The sequence below is a fragment of the Sphingomonas nostoxanthinifaciens genome, from assembly GCF_019930585.1.
In the GTDB taxonomy this organism is placed as follows: Bacteria; Pseudomonadota; Alphaproteobacteria; order Sphingomonadales; family Sphingomonadaceae; genus Sphingomonas_I; species Sphingomonas_I nostoxanthinifaciens.
In genome coordinates this window covers 1,533,279-1,553,490 of sequence record NZ_CP082839.1, presented here as the reverse complement: position 1 = coordinate 1,553,490, position 20,212 = coordinate 1,533,279, and the positions used below count along the sequence as shown (strand labels likewise).

The 20,212-nt window shown below is 67.5% G+C and carries 18 protein-coding genes; 9 read left to right on the top strand and 9 right to left on the bottom strand.

What is annotated here, in order from left to right; translation table 11 throughout:
* Positions 1 to 26 precede the first annotated feature (26 nt).
* The 4 genes from K8P63_RS07430 to K8P63_RS07415 all read right to left on the bottom strand — a co-directional run bounded on the left by K8P63_RS07430 (position 27) and on the right by K8P63_RS07415 (position 1,952).
* The gene (locus tag K8P63_RS07430) at positions 27 to 761 is read right to left on the bottom strand and encodes a spermidine synthase family protein (protein ID WP_223799182.1); all 735 of its coding nucleotides are present in this window, start codon (positions 759 to 761) and stop codon (positions 27 to 29) included.
* Positions 762 to 905: 144 nt separating this feature from the next.
* A complete protein-coding gene (locus tag K8P63_RS07425; RefSeq protein WP_223799181.1) occupies positions 906 to 1,307 on the bottom strand; it encodes a DUF6481 family protein in 402 nt (133 codons plus the stop codon).
* A 20-nt stretch (positions 1,308 to 1,327) separates the two neighbouring features.
* Positions 1,328 to 1,546 (bottom strand): hypothetical protein, encoded by a 219-nt coding sequence (locus K8P63_RS07420; protein ID WP_223799180.1) that lies wholly within the window; start codon positions 1,544 to 1,546, stop codon positions 1,328 to 1,330.
* 199 nt (positions 1,547 to 1,745) lie between these two features.
* Entirely contained in the window at positions 1,746 to 1,952 is a 207-nt protein-coding gene (locus K8P63_RS07415) for a cold-shock protein (protein ID WP_223799179.1), read from the bottom strand.
* Positions 1,953 to 2,219: 267 nt separating this feature from the next.
* Here K8P63_RS07415 and K8P63_RS07410 point away from each other — a divergent pair, with 267 nt between their 5' ends.
* Positions 2,220 to 3,647 (top strand): M20/M25/M40 family metallo-hydrolase, encoded by a 1,428-nt coding sequence (locus K8P63_RS07410; RefSeq protein WP_223799178.1) that lies wholly within the window; start codon positions 2,220 to 2,222, stop codon positions 3,645 to 3,647.
* A gap of 43 nt (positions 3,648 to 3,690) precedes the next feature.
* On the opposite strand, the gene K8P63_RS07405 is transcribed toward K8P63_RS07410, so the two are convergent.
* Genes K8P63_RS07405 through K8P63_RS07385 form a run of 5 tightly spaced genes read right to left on the bottom strand, consistent with a single transcriptional unit; the run spans position 3,691 to position 11,058 of the window.
* The gene (locus tag K8P63_RS07405) at positions 3,691 to 6,720 is read right to left on the bottom strand and encodes an efflux RND transporter permease subunit (protein WP_223799177.1); all 3,030 of its coding nucleotides are present in this window, start codon (positions 6,718 to 6,720) and stop codon (positions 3,691 to 3,693) included.
* Entirely contained in the window at positions 6,720 to 7,733 is a 1,014-nt protein-coding gene (locus K8P63_RS07400) for an efflux RND transporter periplasmic adaptor subunit (protein WP_223799176.1), read from the bottom strand. The genes K8P63_RS07405 and K8P63_RS07400 overlap by 1 nt, the downstream gene beginning before the upstream one ends.
* The gene (locus K8P63_RS07395; RefSeq protein WP_223799175.1) at positions 7,730 to 9,058 is read right to left on the bottom strand and encodes a TolC family protein; all 1,329 of its coding nucleotides are present in this window, start codon (positions 9,056 to 9,058) and stop codon (positions 7,730 to 7,732) included. Before K8P63_RS07395 ends, K8P63_RS07400 begins: the two co-directional genes overlap by 4 nt.
* Positions 9,055 to 10,377: a HAMP domain-containing sensor histidine kinase gene (locus tag K8P63_RS07390; RefSeq protein ID WP_223799174.1), complete on the bottom strand. Its 1,323-nt coding sequence runs from the start codon at positions 10,375 to 10,377 to the stop codon at positions 9,055 to 9,057. The genes K8P63_RS07395 and K8P63_RS07390 overlap by 4 nt, the downstream gene beginning before the upstream one ends.
* Positions 10,378 to 11,058, bottom strand: coding sequence for a response regulator transcription factor (locus K8P63_RS07385; protein WP_223799173.1), 681 nt, complete (start codon positions 11,056 to 11,058; stop codon positions 10,378 to 10,380). It abuts the gene before it with no gap.
* A gap of 213 nt (positions 11,059 to 11,271) precedes the next feature.
* Between K8P63_RS07385 and K8P63_RS07380 the strand changes: the two genes are divergently transcribed.
* The 8 genes from K8P63_RS07380 to K8P63_RS07345 all read left to right on the top strand — a co-directional run bounded on the left by K8P63_RS07380 (position 11,272) and on the right by K8P63_RS07345 (position 20,208).
* Positions 11,272 to 11,814, top strand: coding sequence for a hypothetical protein (locus K8P63_RS07380; protein ID WP_223799172.1), 543 nt, complete (start codon positions 11,272 to 11,274; stop codon positions 11,812 to 11,814).
* Positions 11,815 to 11,878: 64 nt separating this feature from the next.
* Positions 11,879 to 12,880 carry a YncE family protein gene (locus K8P63_RS07375; RefSeq protein ID WP_223799171.1) on the top strand — a complete coding sequence of 334 codons (1,002 nt, stop codon included), beginning with the start codon at positions 11,879 to 11,881 and terminating at the stop codon, positions 12,878 to 12,880.
* 90 nt (positions 12,881 to 12,970) lie between these two features.
* The gene (locus K8P63_RS07370) at positions 12,971 to 13,210 is read left to right on the top strand and encodes an acyl carrier protein (RefSeq protein ID WP_223799170.1); all 240 of its coding nucleotides are present in this window, start codon (positions 12,971 to 12,973) and stop codon (positions 13,208 to 13,210) included.
* Entirely contained in the window at positions 13,207 to 14,427 is a 1,221-nt protein-coding gene (locus K8P63_RS07365) for a beta-ketoacyl-[acyl-carrier-protein] synthase family protein (RefSeq protein ID WP_223799169.1), read from the top strand. The genes K8P63_RS07370 and K8P63_RS07365 overlap by 4 nt, the downstream gene beginning before the upstream one ends.
* The gene (locus tag K8P63_RS07360) at positions 14,424 to 15,524 is read left to right on the top strand and encodes a type III polyketide synthase (protein WP_223799168.1); all 1,101 of its coding nucleotides are present in this window, start codon (positions 14,424 to 14,426) and stop codon (positions 15,522 to 15,524) included. Before K8P63_RS07365 ends, K8P63_RS07360 begins: the two co-directional genes overlap by 4 nt.
* Positions 15,521 to 16,228 carry a methyltransferase domain-containing protein gene (locus K8P63_RS07355; RefSeq protein ID WP_223799167.1) on the top strand — a complete coding sequence of 236 codons (708 nt, stop codon included), beginning with the start codon at positions 15,521 to 15,523 and terminating at the stop codon, positions 16,226 to 16,228. The genes K8P63_RS07360 and K8P63_RS07355 overlap by 4 nt, the downstream gene beginning before the upstream one ends.
* Positions 16,225 to 17,349, top strand: a complete 1,125-nt coding sequence (locus K8P63_RS07350; RefSeq protein ID WP_223799166.1) for an NAD(P)/FAD-dependent oxidoreductase — start codon at positions 16,225 to 16,227, stop codon at positions 17,347 to 17,349. The genes K8P63_RS07355 and K8P63_RS07350 overlap by 4 nt, the downstream gene beginning before the upstream one ends.
* Positions 17,350 to 17,619: 270 nt before the next feature.
* A complete protein-coding gene (locus K8P63_RS07345; protein ID WP_223799165.1) occupies positions 17,620 to 20,208 on the top strand; it encodes a TonB-dependent receptor in 2,589 nt (862 codons plus the stop codon).
* Positions 20,209 to 20,212: the final 4 nt, after the last annotated feature.

Genomic DNA, 20,212 nt, shown 5'->3' with positions numbered 1-20,212 from the left:
GTTTGCTCCTGCCGTTTACTGCCCGCTCAGTTGTCTAAGTCCGACGGCGCCTGAGCGGTGGCAAGCCAGATCACATGCGGGGGCTCTTTCCCGGTTCCGTCCGAATCCACGTTGATTTCCTCGACCGAAAAGCCCGCAGTCCGCAGCCGATCCGAAAACGTGTCGTCGGCATAAGCAGACCATACCGCCAGCGTTCCGCCCGGGCGAAGCGCGGCCCTGGCAGCGCGCAATCCCCAATTGCAGTACAGACGTTCGTTGGCGGCGGTAACGAGCCCGTCGGGGCCGTTATCGACATCGAGCAGGATCGCATCGAACCCGGCACGCTCATCGACGATCACGTCGTGGACATCGCGCATCGCGATCGAGACGCGCGGGTCTTCGAGCGAGTCGCCGACGATGTGCGCCAATGGGCCGCGCGCCCAGCCGACGATCGCGGGCACGAGCTCCGCCACGACGATCGTCGCATCAGACGGCAGCGCGGAGCGTGCCGCGGCGAGCGTGAAGCCCATGCCGAGACCACCGATCAGGATGCGGGGTGCATGGCCGTCGAGACGGTCGCAGACCAACGTGGCCAGCGCCTCTTCCGATCGGCTTGCCCAGCTTCCCATGAGCTGCTCGTCGCCGAGCAGGATTTCGTAATCGTCGCCGTGTTGGACGAGGTAAAGCCGACCGCCGCCGGGAATATCGCCGCTGTCGACCAGAACGCCCGAGGACCGATCCTCCTCTTCGACCACGGCCGATGCGAGACCGGCGACGGTCAAGCCGCAGCTCCCGCAGGGCTGCGGCCCGACAAGCGAATACCGAAACGATCTGGCGCCTGCGCCTTTTTAGTCAGCCGGGCCATGCATCGTCCTATTTCGATCGGGAGGGGGCCGGGCACGACGCCCGGCGTTGTTCGGACCGCCTTATCTTCGCGTCTTGCGTGCCTTGCGCGCCGCATAGCGGGCGTCGCGGGCGGCCTTGCGGTCTTCTTCGGTCCAGTTCTTCTTCTCGTCGGCCTTCCGGGCAGCGGCTGCCGCCTTTGCCTGCGCAGCGGCCTCGGCCTCGGCCGCAGCGGCGGCTTCTGCCTCGGCGGCGGCCTGCAGCGCCTGTGCGCGCTTCGCCTCCGCGGCTTCTTCCTTCGCCCGCCGGGCAGCGGCGCGCTTCTCTTCTTCGGCTGCCTCGCGAGCCAGCCGCAGGGCGGTCCGTTCCGCCAGGATCGCCGGGTCTACCGGGGGCTTTGCACGAAGCTTGGCGAGCGCCGCTTCCTTTGCACGCGCAGCCGCCTCTTGCCGCTGCTGAAATCCAGGGTCCTTGAATTCTGGCATCTGTATCTTGCTATCCCTATTTATGATCGTCCCATGCGGGTCGGCGCGCGCGTCACCGGCCCGGTCAGAACCTTCGCCCCATAGGCCCGGCGAACCGTTGCTGCAGCATCGCCGTTCTTGAGCACGACGCGGGTACCACCAGAATACAGGGTTTCAATCCAGCTGATCTCCGCATTGTGCTTCGCGCACATGCGGGTGACCTGCGCCTCGGTTGCATCGAGGTTCAAGGCTCGTGACATAGCAGATGTTCCTCAAGAAAAGCGGGCGAGGCATTGCGCCTCGCCCCGCAGGCGCGTTCAGGCGGATACGATCAGCTCGATCTCCGACCGACGACATAGCGCGGCGCGCAGCCGTAACCGGCGCGCCGCCCATGGTCGAAAAACGCTCGCGGAACCCCCGGCCCGATCAGGGCCGAAGGCGTCCGCCAGCCAGCCTTCTTCAGGCCGACTGCAGGTTCACTGCCGAGGTCTTGCCGCGACGGTCGGTTTCCAGCTCGTACGAAACGCGCTGATCCTTATCCAGCGTGCGCATGCCGGCACGCTCGACGGCGCTGATGTGCACGAACGCATCGTCGCCGCCAGTCTCGGGCGCAATGAAGCCATAGCCCTTGTCGGCATTGAAAAACTTGACGGTTCCGGTGATCATATGGGTATCCTTTGTCCCATGTATGACGGGCATGCGCCAACCGCGGCGTATCCCGGCTTCGTGAGGCTAGAAAGGGACAAAGGGAGCCTTGCAGGCCCAATATCCGTCGCACGCGACGTAAGCCTTCCTGATATAGGCGCTCGGGCCCGAAAAGATAGAGTGAATGTCACAAGGCCTGAATCGCCGGGCCGCAAAGAGCATCGCGCCATTTCATTTTCCGGACGGATGCGCTCTACCTTCGCTGCGCTATACGGAGATACGAGGCCGATGAAATCACGCCTGTCCAGCTTTCTCGCGACCGCATCGCTGGCAATCGCCTGCTGCCCCTCGCTGGCGCCGGCGGCGCCGTTGCGCCCGGACCAGACCGCGTTCCGCGATCTCTACAAGGAACTGGTCGAGACGAACACGACGTCGTCGGTTGGAAGCTGCACGCAGGCGGCCGAGCAGATCGCCGGCCGGCTGCGCAAGGCCGGCTTCAGCGACGATCAACTGGTGCTCTACGTGCCGCCCGGCCGCCCCCGCGACGGCGGCCTGGTCGCGACGTGGAGCGGCAGCGACAAGGCTGAGCCGGTGATGCTGCTGCTCGCGCATATCGACGTCGTCGAAGCCAAGCGCGAGGATTGGGTGCGCGACCCGTTCAAGCTGATCGAGGAAGGTGGCTATTTCTACGGGCGCGGCACGAGCGACGACAAGGCGCAAGCGGCGATCTTCTCCGATCTGCTGATCCGCTGGAAGCAGACGGGGTTCCACCCGCGCCGGACGGTCAAGCTCGCATTGACCTGCGGCGAGGAAGGCAGCAACGCCAAGGTGCTGAACGGCGCCGGCTGGCTCGTCGCGAACCGCCCCGAGCTGCTGAAGGCGGGCTTCGCCTTCAACGAGGGCGGCGGCGGCAAGACCGCGCCGAATGGCGGCCCCGAGACGCTCGGCGTGGAAGTCGGCCAGAAATCGCCGCGCAACTTCGTGCTAGAGGTGACGAATCCGGGCGGCCACAGCTCGGTGCCGCGCCCCGACAACGCGATCTATCGCCTCGCGTCGGGCCTGACCAAGCTCAGCACGCTGCAATTCCCCATCCATTTCAACCCGGTCTCGCGAGCCTATTTCGCCAAGGTGGGCGCGATGCGAAAGGATGCGGTGGGCGACGCGATGGAGCGGCTGGCCGCGCAGCCCGACGATGCGAAGGCGCAAGCCGTGATCGCCGCGGATCCCAGCCTCAATTCGATCATCCGCACCACATGCGTCGCGACGCTGCTGGAGGCAGGCCACGCGATCAACGCCTTGCCGCAGCGCGCCACCGCCTCGGTCAACTGCCGGATCGTGCCGGGCGAGACCGCGGACGAGACCAAGGCAGCGATCGAGCGAGTGATCGTCGATCCCGAGATCAAGGTGCTGCGCAGCGATATCGCAGAACGTCCGGTCGCGGTGCCCCCGCCGCTCGATCCGGCGATCCTGAAGCCGATGGAGCAGATCGGGGCGAAGCATTTCCCCGGCGTGCCGGTCATGCCCATCCAGGCGACGGGCGCGACCGACGCCACGCATCTCGCGCGGATCGGCGTGCCGACCTACGGCATTCCCGGCCTGTGGAACGATCCCGCGACCGCAGGCACGCACGGCCTGAACGAGCGGATCTCGGCCGACGCGCTCTACCGCGGGCGCGACTATATGGACGACCTCATCGCTTACTACGCAGCGCACTGAACGAGGGCGGGCTGGCGGCGGTAGCGCCGCCAGCCTCGCGATCTTACCGCGCTAGCCGCACCATCGTCGGCATGCCGATCAGCACCAGCGGATATTGCAGGATCAGGCCGGCGATGATCGAGATCGCCAGCGGCTGCTGAATGCCCGACCCCTGCCCGATCGCCAGCGCGAGCGGCAGCAATGTAAGAATCGCGGCCAGCGTCGTCATCGTGATCGGCCGCAGCCGGTTGGCCGCAGCCGCTCGTGCCGCCTCGGCTACCGGGAGTGTGTGCCGCAGTTCCTCATATTCGGACATGTAGAAGATCGCCATCTCGGTGCCGATGCCGATGATCATCGTCATGCCCATCAGCGCCGTGATGTTCAGTTCGGTGCCGGTCAGCCAGAGCGCGGTGAACACCGCCGTCGTCGACAGCAGCGACGAGGCGATAATGATGAACGGTGTCGCAAACCGCCGATACAGGACGAGCAGCAGCACGAACTCCGCCACCAGCGCAGCCGCAAACACCTTGGCGAGGCCGGCGAACGCGATCTGCTGCTGCTGGTAGAGCCCGCCCAGTTCGTAGCGTATGCCCGACGCGAGGACGCCCGGCTGGTCGAGCGCCTTCTTCACGTCGGCCACCGCCGCGCCCATGCCCCTGCCTTCGATCCGGCCCGTCACCGCCACGAGCGGCTCCAGATTCTCGCGCGCGATCTGGGGCTGGCCGCGTACCGGCACGATATCGGCGACGCGCGACAGGGTGAAGATGTGGCCGTCGGTCGCACGGATCGGCAGGCGTGCAAGCTCGTCCTCGGTGATGCCGACCGCACCGGGCAGTCGCACACGCACGTCGACCACCTTGTCGGTGTGCGGCAGCGACGTGGCGACCGCGCCCGTCAGCGCATCGTTCAGCGCGCTCTGGATGTCGGCCGGGCTGCTGCCCTGAAAGCCGGCGCGGATCGGATCGATCCGAACATCGAGCGCGTCGCCCGCGAGCTGGAGCCCGCTCTTGACCTCGACCACCCCGTCGATCTTGCCGATCAATGCGGCGACTTTCTCGGCCTGTGCACGAAGTGGGGTGGGATCAGCCGAGAAGAGCTTGACCTCGATCGGCTGCGGCACCGCCGTCAGATCGCCGATCAGATCCTCCATCAGCTGGGCAAGCTCCACTTCCACCGCCGGCACCTGCGCCTGCACCTGGGCGAGCACGGTGCTCATCACCTCCTCGGTGGGCTTGGCATGGTCGCGCTTGAGGCGGACGAAATAGTCGCCGTGATAGCTCTGGCCGAGATCGCCGCCGAGCCCGGTGCCGAGCCGGCGCGAGAAGGTCAGGACGTCGGGATTGGCCTTCAGGATCGCGTCGACCTGCGCCATCTCGCGGCTGGTCTCGTCCAGCGAGGTGCCCGGCCGCGTATAATAATCCATGACGAAGCCGCTCTCGTCGACCTTGGGCATGAAGCCGGTCGGCACGCGGGCAGAGGCGACGTAGCCGATCGCGAGCAGCACGAGCAGCACCGGCACCAGCAGCCACGGCCGGCAATCGAGTCGATCGATCGCGCGCAGATGCAGATCGCCGAACCGCCCGCCCCCGTTCGCGCCGGGATCGTGCCATTTGGAGAAATCGATGAAACGGCGGGCGAGCAACGGCACGACGAACGCGGCCATCGCCCACGAAATCGCCAGCGCGGCGGCCATCGTCACCGACAATGCCTTGGAAAAGGCACCCGTCACGCCGGTCAGGAACGAGAGCGGGAGGAACACGATCAAAGTCGCGAGGCTGGAGCCGGTGAGCGGCGCCAGGAACTCGCGCGCAGCCGGCATCACCGCCGCCGCGCCGGGAACCGTGCCATCCGACTGGGTCGCACCAGCGCGCCGCGCGATATGCTCGACCATCACGATCACATCGTCGATCAGCAGGCCGACGGCGGCAGCGATGCCGCCCAGCGTCATGATGTTGAAGCTCATGCCAAAGATGGCGAGCACCAGCACCGTGCTCGCAAGCGTCGCGGGCACAACCAAAGCCGCGATCAGCGTGACGCGCAGGCTCTTCAGGAACAGCAGCAGCACGGCGGCGGCAAGCACCAGGCCGATCAGCACGGCATCGCGCACGCTGGCGACCGATTCCGTCACCAGCTCGCTCTGGTCGTACCAGTTCACCAGCCGCGTGCCGGGCGGCAGTTGCATCGCCGCTAGCCGCGCGGCGACCGTCCGCGCGATCTGCACCGCATTGCCGTCGGGCTGTTCGTAGATGTTGAACAGGACGGCAGGCTTGCCATCCTCCACCACGCGCCGCCACACCGGCAGCACGCCCGCCTGCACGTTGGCGACGTCGCGCACGCGGACGATGCCTTCCGGCGCGGTCTTGACGACGATGTCGGCCACGTCGGCCGGCTTGGTGATCGAGCGATCGGCGATCACCAGCGACAAGCGCCCACGATCCTGCACCTGGCCGACGGCGCTGAGCACGTTGGCGTTGCGGATCGCCGTCGCGAGATCGGCCATCGCCAGCCCGTGCGCGGCCAACCGGCCGGGATCGGCCAGCACCTCGACCTCGGCGGTGTCGCCACCCTGCACGTCGACGCGCGCGAGGCCGGTGATCGACGAGAGCAAGGGCGTGATCTGGTAGGTCGCGAAATCCTTGAGCGCGACCGGATCGCCATGATCCGACATCAGGGCGTAGGAGATGATCGGGAAGACCGTCGGATCCATCCGCCGCACATTGTAGGCGGTGCTGGCCGGAAGATCAGGCAAAGCGCGCGCGACCGCGGCATCGACCAGCAGGGTGCTGGCCACCATGTCGCGGCCCCAGCCGAAATCGACCGAGATCTGCGCCGATCCGCGCGTCGTTTCCGATCGCACGTCCGCCACGCCGGGAATGGTGCGCAGCACCTGCTCGATCGGGCGGGTGACGAGCATCGCCGTCTGGTCCGCCGGCCGGCTGCCGGCATCGAGATCGACCACGACGCGCGGGAACGAGACTTGCGGGAACAGGCCGATCGGCAGCGTCAAGGCGGCGGCGACGCCGGCCAGCGCCAGCGCGATCGCGACGACGATGATCGCGCGCGACTGGCGCTCGATGAACCCAAGCGCGCCCATCACTTGCTCCGGCGGACGGCCCCGCCCTCCTCGACCTGATAGGCACCATCGACGATCAGCGGCTGCGATGCGTCGATCTTGCCGGTCACCACGTCACGATCCGCGGCGGTCTGCACCACCGTCACCTCGACGGCGCGCGCCTTGCCGCCCGCCACCTGGAAGACATGCGCGCCGTTCTCGTCGGTGACGACCGCCGCATGCGGCACGATCCACCCTTTCATGCTGCCGGCGGCGATATCGGCCTTCAGCGCCTGGCCCGGCAGCAAGGCGCCTGCCGGGAAGGTGAGGTCGACGTCGATCAGATGCGTCGTCGCGTTGAGCTGGCCGTCGATCCGCAGCACATGGCCGTCGATCGGCGCGCCGCCATCCAGCGGCCGCAGCCGCGCCGGCTGGCCGACGCGGACGGCGCGTTCGGTCGGGTCGAGCCCGATCGTGACGATGATGCCGCCCTTGCGCGCCACCGTCGCCAGCAGTGCGCTCGGCTGGGTGCGATCGCCCTGCGCGACCGGAATGGTGGTGACGATGCCGTCGAACGGCGCACGCAGCGTCTGCATGGCCTGGCCGGCGCCTTCGCGCTGGGCCGCGGCCAGCGCCGCCTGCGCATCGGCCAGCGCCTTGTCCGCCTGCGCCAGCTGATCGCGCGTGGCGAGCTGCTGGTCGAGCAGCCGGGCGGTGGTCGCGCGCTGCGCCTTCGCCGTCGCGACGAGGGTCGATGCGCTTTCAAAGCTCGCCTGCGCCGACGGGGCGAGCGCGAATATCACGATCGGCTGTCCGGCATGGACCGTGTTGCCCGGCGAGACGGCCAGCTTCACGACCTGTCCGGCCTGCGGCACGCTGAGCGTGATCGTGCCGTTCGACGCGGGCGTTGCGGAGCCATAGGCGCTCACCCACCGCGTGACATCGCCCTGCTGCGGCGCGACGGTGGACACGGCGGTGCTGGGCGTGGCGACCGGGTCGCTCGCGCTGCCGCATGCTGCAAGCGCCAGAAAGAGTGCAGGCGAAAGACGCTTCATGGCCGCGCCCCCACCGGCAGCGTCATCGGCAGCACGTCCACCTGCGGCAGGCCGGCGCCGAGCAGGGTTTGCAGCGCGATCTGACGATCCAACAATGACAGCCGCAGCGTCATGACCTCCTGTTCCTTCGTGAAGCGGGTGTTGATGAGATCGATGAAAGCGAACTCTTCGATCGCGGACTGGCCGCGCGCCGCGGTGGCGCGATCGGCGGCAAGGCGCGCAGCGGGCAGGTCGCGTTCGGCGATGGCGAGTTGCTGGCGCAGCTGGTCCATCTCGGCGAGCTGGGCGCCCACCTCGCCGGCGGCGGTCGCCAGCCGGGCGGCATATTCGGCGGCGAGTTGCTCGCGCGTGGCGCGGGCGATCGCGATTGTGCCCTGGCCGCGATCGAAGATCGGCAGGCCGATCGAGCCCTCCGGCCCGACATTGACCACGCGGCTGGAGTCGCTGGTGGTCGAACCACCGAGGATCAGATCGGGGAACTGGCTGAGGATCGCCTGACGCATCGCTTCCTCCTGCGCGGCATAGCCCAGCCGCAGCGCGAGCAGATCGGGTCGCCGCGACGGCAGGGTGGCCAGTCCGGCCTGGATCGTCGCGGGATCGAACAGCGGCAATACCGGCTGCGGGACGAGATCGAGCACGATATCGGGTGACAACCCCAGCAAAGCGTCCAGCCGGTGCTGCAGATCCAGCAGCCGCTGATCGACCGCATCGCGGTTGGTTCGTGCCGCCTGCAGGGCCGCGACCGTGGGCGCCGCCGTGACCAAGGTGAGATCGCCCGACGCGAGAGCCTTCTGCGCGGCGGCGTTGCGCGCGGCGATGATCGTATAGAGGCGGTCCGCCACCGGCCGTTGCGCCCGCGCGCCGATCAGGTCGACGGCGAGTTGGCGCGCCTGGCCGGCGACCTGCCATTCCTGCCACAACAGATCCGCGGCAGCTTGGCCGGACACGTCCTTCGCGGCGCGCCGCTTGGACGAGTAGGTGATCAGCGACTTGAGATCCTGCGTGAGGCCGACGCTCCATGCCGGAGCCACGCCGACGCCCGACACCAACGGCAGGAAGGCCGCAGACAGCGACGGATTGGGCAGGATGCCCGCCTGGATCAGTCCGGCCGTCGCCAGCCCGCGCTTGGCACGCGCCGCCTTGAGATCCGGATTGTTGAGCAGCGCCAGCCGGACGACCGCGTCCAGATCGAGCGGTCCGTTGGTGTCGGCCCCGGCGAGTTGGGCGGGCGACGATGCCAGCGGCGGCACGACCGCCAGCGGCGCGGAGGCGTAATGCTGGCACCCGGCCAACGCGAGCGCGAGCGGCAGCGCGGCGCGCTTCATCGCGGAAACTCCAAAATCGCGGCAAGGCCGGGATGGTTGTCCTCAAACCGCAGCGATCCGCCATGGATCGTCGCGATGGCGGAAACGAGGCTGAGCCCCAGGCCGTGGCCGGGAACGTGCCGGCTCGCATCGAGCCGGGTAAAGCGGCCGACGATCCGCACGCGATCCTCGGGCGCGACGCCGGGTCCGTCGTCGCTCAGCGTGATGCGGATCCGGTCGGGAAGCGTCTCGACCTTCAGCCGGATCGCCGTGCCGGGCGGTGTATGGATCTGCGCATTGTCGAGCAGATTGATGAGCGCCTGCGACAACAGTTCGCGATCGCCGGCGAGGGGCGGCGTCTCCTCGACGTCGGCTACGAATGCCCGGCCGCCATCCTCGATCGCGGGACAATAACTTTCGCCGAGATCGGCAGCGAGTCGACCGAGATCGACGTTGCCGAAGGCCTGCCGCAGCTTGCCCGCCTCGATCTCCGACAAGCGCAGCAGCGACCCGAACAGGCCGAGCACCTGATCGGTCTGTTCGATCGCCCGTTCCAGCGAGCGTTCGCTCTGCCCCGATTCCAGCCCCTGCTCCAGCTGATTGCGCAACCGGGTGAGCGGCTGGCGCAGGTCGTGCGCCAGATCGCTCGACACCTGCTTCAGGTTTTCGAGCAAAGCGGTGATGCGATCGAGCATCGCGTTCAGCAGGGCCGCGAGCCGATCGAACTCATCGTTGCGCGGTCCGAGCGGAATGCGCTGGCTGAGATCGCCCGCCATGATGCCCTCGGCCGTCCCGGCGATGATCGCGAGGCGCCGACGGATGAAGTTGGCGAGCAGGATAGCGCCTCCTGTCCCGATCAGGATCGTCGCGGCAAGCGCAGCCGCCAGCAGCGACAGGATCAGATGGTCGGTGCGGTCGAGCGCATCCCAATCGGCCGCGACCACCAGCCGCCGCCCCGGCGCAATATCGACCGCGAGCGCACGCGCGGGATCGGCATCGTCCGAAAGATCGTGCATCGCCAGCGTCTGCCATCCCCGCGTCGGCGGGCCGGCGGGGATGGCGCCGGCGATGCGCCGCCCATCGCGGGCGAACAGACCATATCCCATGTCGTTGGTCGCCCGCGCGGTCTCGCGCCGGGCGATCACGTCGCGGAGGCCAGCCTCCCCCTCCTGCCGATATTCGCTGATGAGCGAACTCATCTCGGCGGAGATCCGATCGTCGAGTTGCCCGCGCAACGCGTGATGCGCCGTCCAATAGACGGTCACGCCCAGCAGCGCGATCGCCAGCGCGAACGCAAGCGAATAGGCCAGCGCGATCCGAAGAGCGGCACTGCGCGCCACTTATGCTTCGGCCTTCAGCCGGTAACCCGATCCGCGAACGGTCTCGATGAGATCCTTGACGCCGGCGAAGCCGAGCTTCGAGCGCAGCCGGCTCATATGCGTTTCGACGAGGTTGGTCTGCGGCTCGAAATGAAGCCCCCAGACCTTCTCCAGCAACATCGCGCGGGTCATCACGCGGCCCGGATTGCGCATCAGCTCCTCGAGCAGGCGCAGTTCACGCGGCTGGAGCGGGACGGCGCGACCGCCGATCGCGACTTCGCGGCGAAGGATGTCCATGTGGATCGGCCCGACCTGCAGCCGCGTCGGCACGCCCAGCCCGCCGGCCGCCCGGCGCTGCAGCGCGTTCACCCGTGCGATCAGTTCGGATATCGCGAACGGCTTGGTCAGATAATCGTCGGCGCCAGCCTCCAGCCCCTCGACCCGATTGGCGATGCTTCCCAGCGCGGTGAGCATCAGGATCGGCAGGGGCATGCCGGCTCCGCGGACTTCGGCAAGCACCGTCATCCCATCCTTGCCGGGGAGCATGCGATCGAGGATCGCCACGTCGAAGCTTTCGCACACCAGGCGCACCGCGGCGCCCTCGCCGGTGCGCGCGACCTCGACCTCATGGCCCTCGCCGACCAACACCCGACCGATCAGTTCGGCCGTGTCGTGGTCGTCTTCCGCAACAAATATCCGCATTGGCCTGCCGTTCGAGGTACGGACGCCTTTAGCAGCGCCCGCGATACGGTCGTCTTAAGTTTTCCCAATGTTGCAACCGATACGTCGCCGGCAACAAGTCCGCATCCACGGCCGCTCGAAATTACTTCTTCCCAATGTCTTTCGCAGGCGGCGACAGCCTGTCCGGCGGTCCCTACCTCAGCGCCGTCAGCATCCTGCACAAGGACAAATCGGATGATCTTTCGTCGCCTCGGCTTCGTCCCCGCAACGCCCGACACGGTCGCTGCCGCCCCGCGCGGCCGCTCCGCAGCCGTTCGCAGCAGGCTGATGATCGCAGCCGGCCTTGCCGGCTTTCTTGCCCTGCCGGCCGTCGCGCAGGCCGCCCCCTACCCGCATGCCCAGCACCTGGCCGATCAGGTCGCGCAGGCCAACCCGGATATGCTCGACGTGCTGATGCACGTCACCCCGCCCGACAATGCCAAGAACGTCGTCGTCGCCGCCAAGCTGCCAAAGGATCTCGGCGAAGTATCGGGCGATGACGATCTCGGCGTGATGAACACCGGCAAGCCGCTGGTCGAAGTGCAGAAGGATGGGGTGCGGATCGGCGTGCTGGTCCAGATGCGCGACGCCAAGGCGCATGCCATCGGCGCGCTGGGGCTGATGTATCCCTATCATCCCGGCGACGATCAGGCGGCGGTGCTGCGTCGCTCGATCAAGATCCGCGACCAGCTGGCGCATCGCATTCCTTCACGTGCGGCGCTGTTCGCCGGAGCATAATGCGTGATGCGCGCGGTTCGCGACCGCGCCGCGCGCATCCTCACCACACAAGCGCGGAGACCCCATGCTTTCTCGACCGGTTCTGATCGCTCTCGGCGCTGCGGCCTTCGCAATTTTCCCCGCCACGGCGTCGCCATACCATCCGGTGGCCGTCACGCCGCTGCCGGAAATGCCGGAAGGCGATTTCGACCAGCTTGCCGCCGACGTGCCGCATAACCGCCTCTATGTGTCGGCCGAGGCCGGCGCGGCGATGTACGTCTTCGATCTGCGATCGGGCGCGCTGGTGCGTCGCGGAGGCCCGGTCGGATCGCCGCACAAGGTCGCGATCGACATCGCACGACAGCATCTGTTCGTCGCCGACGGAGCCGACGGATCGGTGAAGATCCTCGACCCCGATCTCGGCCTCGTCGCGCGGGTCGAGGTCGGTCCCAAGCCCGATACCGGCCTGCTCGATCCGCGCCGTCACATCTTCTATGTCAGCAGCCGCGACCCGGCACCGGGCGCGACCGGATCGCTCGTCACGACGATCTCGACCGAAAACTTCGCGATCCTCGCGCGCTACGCCGTGCCGGCGACCACGCTCAAGGGGCTGATCCTCGACGAGCAATCGCGGCGGCTGTTCGTCAGCGCGCGGGACAAGGACGGTATTGCCACGATCAGCCTCGACGATGGCACCGTCTCGATCTCGTCGCCCGCGGGGCTGCATCGCAACGTGCCGCTGGCATTCGATCCGGCCAGCGGCCACCTGTTCGTCGGGTCGCGCGCTCCGGGCATGCTCAACGTCGTCGACACCCGTACCCAGACAGTGACGCAGACATTGCCCAGCACCGAGACGTCCGACAGTGTGTCGTTCGATCGCGGCGCCGGCATTCTCTACCTTTCGGGCGACACCGGCATGAGCCGCTACGCCGTGGACAAGCAGGGCCATGCGAGCCTGCTGGAAACCGATCCGTCGCTGTCGGGCAAGACCTCGCTCTACGTGCCGGCCAACCACCGCATCTATGTCATGCGGCGCAAGGACAAGGATGCGCCCGCGGCATTGCAGGTCTTCGATGTCCTGAAATAGCAGGACGATGGCAGCGCGCACGGCATAGGGATAATGCCCGTGAGCGTGTAATGGCGGCCCACAACCTGCCCGTGGGAGAGGGATTTGAGCATGCCGCCAGCACGCGACGAGATCGTTGCCATCATCGCGCAGGAGGCACGGATCGACGAGGCCAAGCTGGTTCCCGATGCGACGCTCGCCTCGCTCGACATCGCCTCGCTCGACGTGGTGAGCGTGCTGTTCGCGATCGAGGACCGTTATGGCGTCGAGATCCAGGCCGAGGACGTGGCGTCGGCCGAAACGCTCGGCCAGTTCGTCGACATCATCATGGCGAAGGTCGCGGCGGTTTGACCATCCGCGTCGCGATTACAGGGATGGGGTGCGTCAGCGGGCTGGGCCAGGGGGTCGACGCGACCTGGGCGCGCGCCGTCGATGGCGACGGAGCGATCGCCCCCTTCGCGCTGCCGCGCGGTGAAACGGCGCGGATGACGGGTCCGGCAGCGCCCGTCACCGCGCTCGATCCGTCCGCGATCGAAGCCCGGTTCGACCGCCGCGTGCTGGGCCAGCTCGATCCGCTTTCGCGCTTCGTCGTGGTCGCGGCGACCGAGGCGATAGACGCGGCCGGCCTGATCGGCGATCCGGTGCTCGATACGCGGACGGCGATCATGATCGGCTGCGGCAGCGGCGGCAACGAGACCTCCGACAGCGGCTATCGCCGGCTCTACGAGCGCGGCCAGACGAAGGTGCATCCGCAGACGATCCCGACCGCGATGATCTCGGCGCCCGCCAGCCAGCTCGCGATGCTGTTCGGCGTGCATGGCCCCGCGCTGACGATCGCCAGCGCCTGCGCCTCGTCCGCCCACGCGATCGGCGAGGCGATGCACATGATCCGCGCCGGTCGCGCCGATGTCGTGATCGCCGGCGGCGGAGAGGCCTGCCTGACGCTGGGATCGTGGGTCGCCTGGGCATCCTTGGGGGCAATGGCCAACGACAACTGCCGCCCCTTCTCGATCGACCGGCAGGGCCTCGTGCTGGGCGAAGGCGCGGCCGTTTTGGTGCTCGAGGCATGGGACCGGGCGGTCGCGCGCGGCGCCACGATCCATGGCGAATTGATCGGCTATGGTGCGACGAGCGACGCCGCGCACATCACGATGCCCGATCAGACGGGAATCGAGGCGGCGATCCGCGCCGCGCATGCCGATGCCGGGCTCGCGCTCGATGTGCCTGTGCTAATCTCCAGCCACGGCACCGGCACGAGACTCAACGACGCGACCGAGGCGGCCGCTCTGCGGGCGGTCTACGGCGAAGCGCTAGGCGAGAGCCTCGTCATCGCGACCAAGTCGGCGCACGGCCACCTGATCGGCGGATCGGGCGCGCTGGAATTCGTGCTCGGGCTGCGCGCGCTCGTGGCCGGCGTGGCGCCGCCGATCCTCAACCATCGCGGGGCGGATCCGGCGTGCGACATTCCGCTGGCGCTCGCCGCGACGCCGATCGGCTACGACCATCTCGTCTCGAACAGCTTCGCCTTTGGCGGGCTTAACGCGGTGCTGATCGGCGGCCGGGCATGACCGCCGTCGCGCACATCAACCGCATCGGCACGGCGGTGCCGCCGCATCAGGTGCACCAAGCATTCGTGGAGTATGTCGCCGGCACGATCGCCGATGCCAAGCGCCGCCAGGTGTTCGAGCGGATGGTCGCACGCGCCGGGATCGAGCGCCGCTTCTCGTTTCTCGAGCCGATCCGATTGCCCGACGGGCAATTCACCGATCGGGATGGCTTTTACGGCCTCGGCGACTGGCCGGGCACCGCCGACCGGATGACGCGCTACGAACGCTGGGCGCCCGAACTGGCATTCGAGGCGATCGGCACGCTCGCACTGAGCGACGCGGAACGCGCCGGGATCACGCACCTCGTCGTCGCCTCGTGCACCGGCTTCATGGCGCCGGGGCTGGACCAGATCATCATGGCGGGGATCGGGCTCGATCCCGGCGTCGAGCGGACGATGGTCGGCTTCATGGGCTGTTATGCGGCGGTCAACGCGCTGCGGGTCGCGCATCATATCGTCCGCTCGACGCCCGCGGCGCGCGTCCTCGTCGTCAATGTCGAGCTTTGCTCGCTGCACTTCCAGCGCACCGACGATCTCGAACGCATGCTGTCGATGCTGCTGTTCGGCGACGGCTGCGCCGCCACGCTGGTGACGGCCGAGCCGCACGGCATCGCGCTCCGCGATTTCCGCGCGGCGACAATAAAGGACACCGCCGGTTCGATCACGTGGCGGATCGCCGATCAGGGCTTCGACATGCATCTGGATGGCGAGGTTCCCGGCCATATCGGCCGCGCGATCGCCGCCGAGCTTGCCGATGGTGCCGCCGATGGGCTGCTGCGCGGGCAGGCGCCGGCCGATTACGACCTCTGGGCGGTCCATGCCGGCGGGCGATCGATCCTCGACGCGGTCGAACAGGGGTTCGCGCTCGCGCCCGACGCGCTCGCCTGGTCGCGCGACGTGCTGCGCACCTTCGGCAACATGTCGTCGGCGACCCTGATGTTCGTGCTGGCGGCGATGCTGCGCGCGGCCGACGATCGCGATCGATCGGGCTTCGCGCTCGCCTTCGGGCCGGGGCTGGCCGCCGAAAGCTTCCGCTTCACCCGGCTGGCCGCCCCGTGACGCGCCTCGCCGTCCGTTCGACCCAGCCTGAGCAGATGGATGCCGACGATCTGCCGGCGGAGACCTTCGCCGCCGTCATCGCCGATCTCGCGCAGGTCAACACGGTGACAATGGCGCGGCCGCCGACGCTGGCCTTCGTCGCACGCGCGCTCCGCGACGTGCCGCTCGACGCGCCCATCACCATTCTCGACGTCGGTTTCGGCGACGGCGACATGCTGCGCGCGCTGGCCCGCAAATTCCGGGGACGGACGGGACTGCGGCTGCTCGGCTGCGACATCAACCCGCGCAGCGCGCCGGCCGCCCGCGCCCGGACGCCGGATGATCTGCCGATCGACTATGTCACCGGCGACGCCTTCGCGATCGATCCCGCAACGCCGATCGATCTCGTCATCTCCTCGCTCGTCACCCACCATATGGCCGACGACGAGATCGTCCGCTTCCTCCGCTGGATGGAGGCGCGCGCGATCCGAGGCTGGTTCGTCAACGATCTCCACCGTAACCTGATCGCGCAGCAGGGGTTTCGACTGCTGGCATGGGTCGCGCGATGGCACCCGATCGTCCGTCACGACGGCGCGCTCTCGGTCGCGCGCAGCTTCACCCGCGCGGACTGGCAGCGGCTGATCGCGCAGGCGGGGCTCGACCGGGCCACCGTCCGGCTCCGCTGGCATCTGCCGTTCCGCTGGTGCCTCGGGCGGCTGCGGTGAAGGAGGCAATCATCGTCGGCGGCGGCCTCGCCGGGGGCGCCGCCGCGACGTTGCTCGCGCAGGCCGGGCGTCCCGTCCTCTTGTTAGAACGCGAGGCCGAGCCGGTCGACAAGGTCTGCGGCGAATTCCTGTCGATCGAGGCGCAGCACCATCTGGCGCGGCTGGGCCTCGACCTCGACCATCTCGGGGCGACGCGGATCGGCACATTGCGGGTCGCCTTCGGCCGGCGGACGGTCGAGACGCCGCTCCCCTTCGTCGCGCGCGGCCTGACGCGCAAACGGCTCGACAGCGCCCTGCTCGACCGGGCGGCCAACGCCGGCGCGCGGATCGAGCGCGGCTTCACGGTTCGCTCGATCGCACCGGGCCGCATCGACACGTCGCGAGGCGAGCTACGGTCGGACCTGTTGCTCCTCGCCAGCGGCAAGCACGAAGTGCGCGGTGCGGGCCGCGACGTCGCCGGTTGCGACGCCGGCTATGTCGGCTTCAAGACCTATTGGCGCCTGCCACGGCGCGCGCGGACGGGCCTCGACGGCCAGATCGACGTGATCCTGTTCGATGGCGGTTATGCCGGCCTGCAGATGGTCGAGGGCGAGGTCGCGAACCTCTGCCTGCTGATCGAGAAAAGCCGCCTGGCCGCGCTCGGCGGCAATTGGGCGGGCGTGCTGGACGCGCTGCTGCGCGAGCCGCACGCCGCCGCGCTCCTCGGCGATGCCGAGCAATGTTCGCCGAAGCCGCTGACGATCGCAGGCGTGCCCTACGGCTTCCTGCATCGCGCCGATCCGGCGGAGACGGCGTTCCGGCTGGGGGATCAGGCGGCGGTGATCCCGTCCTTCTGCGGCGAGGGCATGGCGATCGCGCTGCATAGCGCCGCTGTGGCTGCAGCCGTCATCGGAGAGGGCGCGCGCGCTGCCGATCATCATGCGATCCTGCGGCGCGACTTCCAGCGGCGGCTGCGCCTCTCGATCGCGCTGCAACGCGCCGGCCAGAAAACCTGGTCGCGCGAACTAGTGCTGAAAACGCTGCGGCTCTGGCCGGGCGTGGCGAAGCACATCATCGCCCTTACCCGGATACCGAGCGATCCGACCGACGGCCGACATCACGGCCTCTCGCCGCGCCGATAGGCCAGTCCCTGCGGCAAGCGCCGCGAATGCCCCCCAGTTGAACCTATGATCAGACGTGTTAGCGCCAACATCGCGCAAATGATCGGGGGTCGAGAACATGCCCTGCATTGATGCGTGAATTTGCAACGAAGTGTTGCTTCACTTCGTGTGTCAATCTTGCAACAGGGATATATCGTTTCGGTAGCGGGTTTGAACCTAGTCGACGACGGGAGTAGCAGCGCCACCTCAAAAGGAATCGTGGTCAACACGTTCCGAACGCGGGAGAGTGTGATGCCCTATATTCGATCGATGCGGTCGGCATTGCTGGCCGGCGGTGCGGCGCTCGTCTGCGCGCCCGCGGTCGCCCAGCAACCGGCCCCGACGACCGCCGCGCCGGCAGCCAGCGCGCCGGACGCCGCCGCCACGCCGCCCGCGGCCGGGAGCAGTTCGCTCGACGAGATCGTCGTCACCGGCAACACCTCCGGCCGCCGCACATTGTTCGACTCCTCGTCGAACGTCACCCTCGCCAGTCAGGCCGACATCAACCGCAAGGCGCCGCGCTCGACCGCCGAGACGCTCGAGCTGGTGCCCGGCATCTTCGTCGAGGCGACCGCCGGCCCGATCTCAAACAATTACTCGGTCCGTGGTCTGCGCGGCGGTGCGCAGACCTTCATCACGCTGGAAGAGGACGGCATGCCGATCCTGTACGGCGGCGGCGGCGCCGACTTCTACTTCCAGAACGACCTCACGATCGGCCGCATGGAGGCGGTGGAAGGCGGCACGTCGGGCGTGCTGGCGCCGAATGGCGCGGGCGCGACGATCAACTTCATCTCGCAGAAGCCCAGCTACGACAAGGCGACCGCTCAGGTCCGCTTCACCGGCGCGACCTATGGCGACCTGCGCACCGACGGTTATTTCTCGGCACCGATCACCGACAGCCTCGCGTTCAGCGTCGGCGGCTACGTCTGGTCGCAGAAGGGCGTCCGCTCTACGCCGAACAGCTTTCCCGGTTACAACGTCAAGGCGATCCTCGAGAAGCGCTTCGACGACGGGGGCACGATCCGCCTGACCTACAAGCGGCTCGACCAGCATAATCCTTATTATGCCGACATGCCGTTCGCGGTAAGCGCCAACGGCAACATCAGCAGCCTGCCCGGACTGGACCTGAAGACCGCCGATGTCGGCGGCTCATACTTCAACAGCTTCTCGGTGCCCGACAGCCCTGCCACCGGCAATTCGATCCGCCGGTTCAGCTCGACGGTCGGCGTCCATGTGCGCGCGAACACCTATCGCATCGACATCGACAAGCCCATCAACCAGAGCGTCAGCCTGTTCGCCCATGTCCGCTACCTGGACGGCATGTACGACTTTAACGGCATCTTCCCGGGATCCGGCTCGGGGACTGCCGGCCTGACGTCGGCGGTCAATTATCTGAATCCGACGACGTCGCCGCTGGCGAGCTATGCCGTCAATGGCGTGCCATACTTCACGGCGGCCGCCAATCGGTTCCCCGGCACCGTCCAGTATGGGCTGCGCGATATCCACACGCAGCAGGTGATCGCGGCCTCGAACGCCGGCGTGCTCAACGCGCTCAACGGCAACGGCCTGCTGCAGCAGACGGTGCTCAACCACCAGACGCTCAAGACGCGCGACTTCGGCAGCAATTTCGGCGCGAAGTGGAATTATTCCAGCGGCGCCATCGACAATTCGCTGACCGTGGGCGGCATGTATTACAATGTCCGCCGCGACAACGACCAGTCGGCGGTGGCGACCGTGGTCAACGACGTCACCAACGATTCGCACGTCTACGACGTGGTCGCGCTCGGCGCCGACGGCAACGTGCTTGGATCGCTGACCAATAACGGCATGGTCAATTACGGCAATTGGGGCCAGGGCGTCTTCAAGGACGAGATCAACTCGATCTCCGGCTATTTCAACGACGAGTTGAAGATCGGCGAGCGGCTCCACATCGACTTCGGCGCACGCTATGAAAGCGAGCATGTCCGCGTCGACATCGGCAACACCGCCACGAACAATGCGGCCGTTCTGCCGGGGACGCCGGGCCTGTATCAGGATGTCGGCAGCACCTTTGACGGCACCTATGCGCGCCAGAAGGCGACCTATAGCGACTGGGCCTATACGGGCGGCGTCAATTACACGCTCACCGATCACATCTCGCTCTACGGGCGCGGCGCGTTCGGCTTCCAGACCAATGGCGGTGATACCGGCGGCACGCATAAGCCGACCGGGCTGACATTGTACGAGGGCGGCGTGCGCTTCCAGTGGCCGGGCATCAGCGGATCGGTGATCGGCTTCCGCACGATCATCCGCAACCTGTCCTACCAGTTCATCAATCCGGACAACCCGACGCAGCAGACCAATGCGCTGGCGAACAGCAAGACCAACGGCGTTCAGGTCGATGCCGACATCCGGCCGGTCAGGTTCTTCAGCCTGAATGTGCAGGGCGTCTATCAGGATCCCAAGCTGACCAACCTGGTGTTCGATCAGGTGATCCCGGGCAGCTACGACGGCAACACGCCCGAACGTACCCCGAAGAAATTGCTGACGGTCACGCCGTCCTTCATCCTGCCGGGCGGGCTGGGCGAGATTTACGGGCGCTGGAAATATATCGGCAAGATCTTCGCCGATGCGGGCAACGGCATCTCGCTGCCGAGCTACAGCGTGTTCTCGGTCGGCGCGAGCGTCAACGCGACGAAGCGTCTCAACATCAATGTCAGCGTCGACAATCTGACCAACACAAAGGGTTTCACCGAAGGCAATCCACGCCAGGGCCAGACGCAGACGATCGTCAACGGCTTCTTCTACGGTCGCGCGATCTACGGACGGAATGCGGTCGTCAGCGCGACCCTGAAGCTGTGATGTC

Bases quoted from the DNA above. Each gene is read 5' to 3' on its own strand.
- K8P63_RS07425 (WP_223799181.1), bottom strand. From the start codon at position 1,307: ATGCCAGAATTCAAGGACCCTGGATTTCAGCAGCGGCAAGAGGCGGCT.
- K8P63_RS07405 (WP_223799177.1), bottom strand. From the start codon at position 6,720: ATGGGCGCGCTTGGGTTCATCGAGCGCCAGTCGCGCGCGATCATCGTC.
- K8P63_RS07360 (WP_223799168.1), top strand. From the start codon at position 14,424: ATGACCGCCGTCGCGCACATCAACCGCATCGGCACGGCGGTGCCGCCG.
- K8P63_RS07415 (WP_223799179.1), bottom strand. From the start codon at position 1,952: ATGATCACCGGAACCGTCAAGTTTTTCAATGCCGACAAGGGCTATGGC.
- K8P63_RS07400 (WP_223799176.1), bottom strand. From the start codon at position 7,733: ATGAAGCGTCTTTCGCCTGCACTCTTTCTGGCGCTTGCAGCATGCGGC.
- K8P63_RS07385 (WP_223799173.1), bottom strand. From the start codon at position 11,058: ATGCGGATATTTGTTGCGGAAGACGACCACGACACGGCCGAACTGATC.
- K8P63_RS07375 (WP_223799171.1), top strand. From the start codon at position 11,879: ATGCTTTCTCGACCGGTTCTGATCGCTCTCGGCGCTGCGGCCTTCGCA.
- K8P63_RS07380 (WP_223799172.1), top strand. From the start codon at position 11,272: ATGATCTTTCGTCGCCTCGGCTTCGTCCCCGCAACGCCCGACACGGTC.
- K8P63_RS07420 (WP_223799180.1), bottom strand. From the start codon at position 1,546: ATGTCACGAGCCTTGAACCTCGATGCAACCGAGGCGCAGGTCACCCGC.
- K8P63_RS07345 (WP_223799165.1), top strand. From the start codon at position 17,620: ATGCCCTATATTCGATCGATGCGGTCGGCATTGCTGGCCGGCGGTGCG.
- K8P63_RS07395 (WP_223799175.1), bottom strand. From the start codon at position 9,058: ATGAAGCGCGCCGCGCTGCCGCTCGCGCTCGCGTTGGCCGGGTGCCAG.
- K8P63_RS07410 (WP_223799178.1), top strand. From the start codon at position 2,220: ATGAAATCACGCCTGTCCAGCTTTCTCGCGACCGCATCGCTGGCAATC.
- K8P63_RS07370 (WP_223799170.1), top strand. From the start codon at position 12,971: ATGCCGCCAGCACGCGACGAGATCGTTGCCATCATCGCGCAGGAGGCA.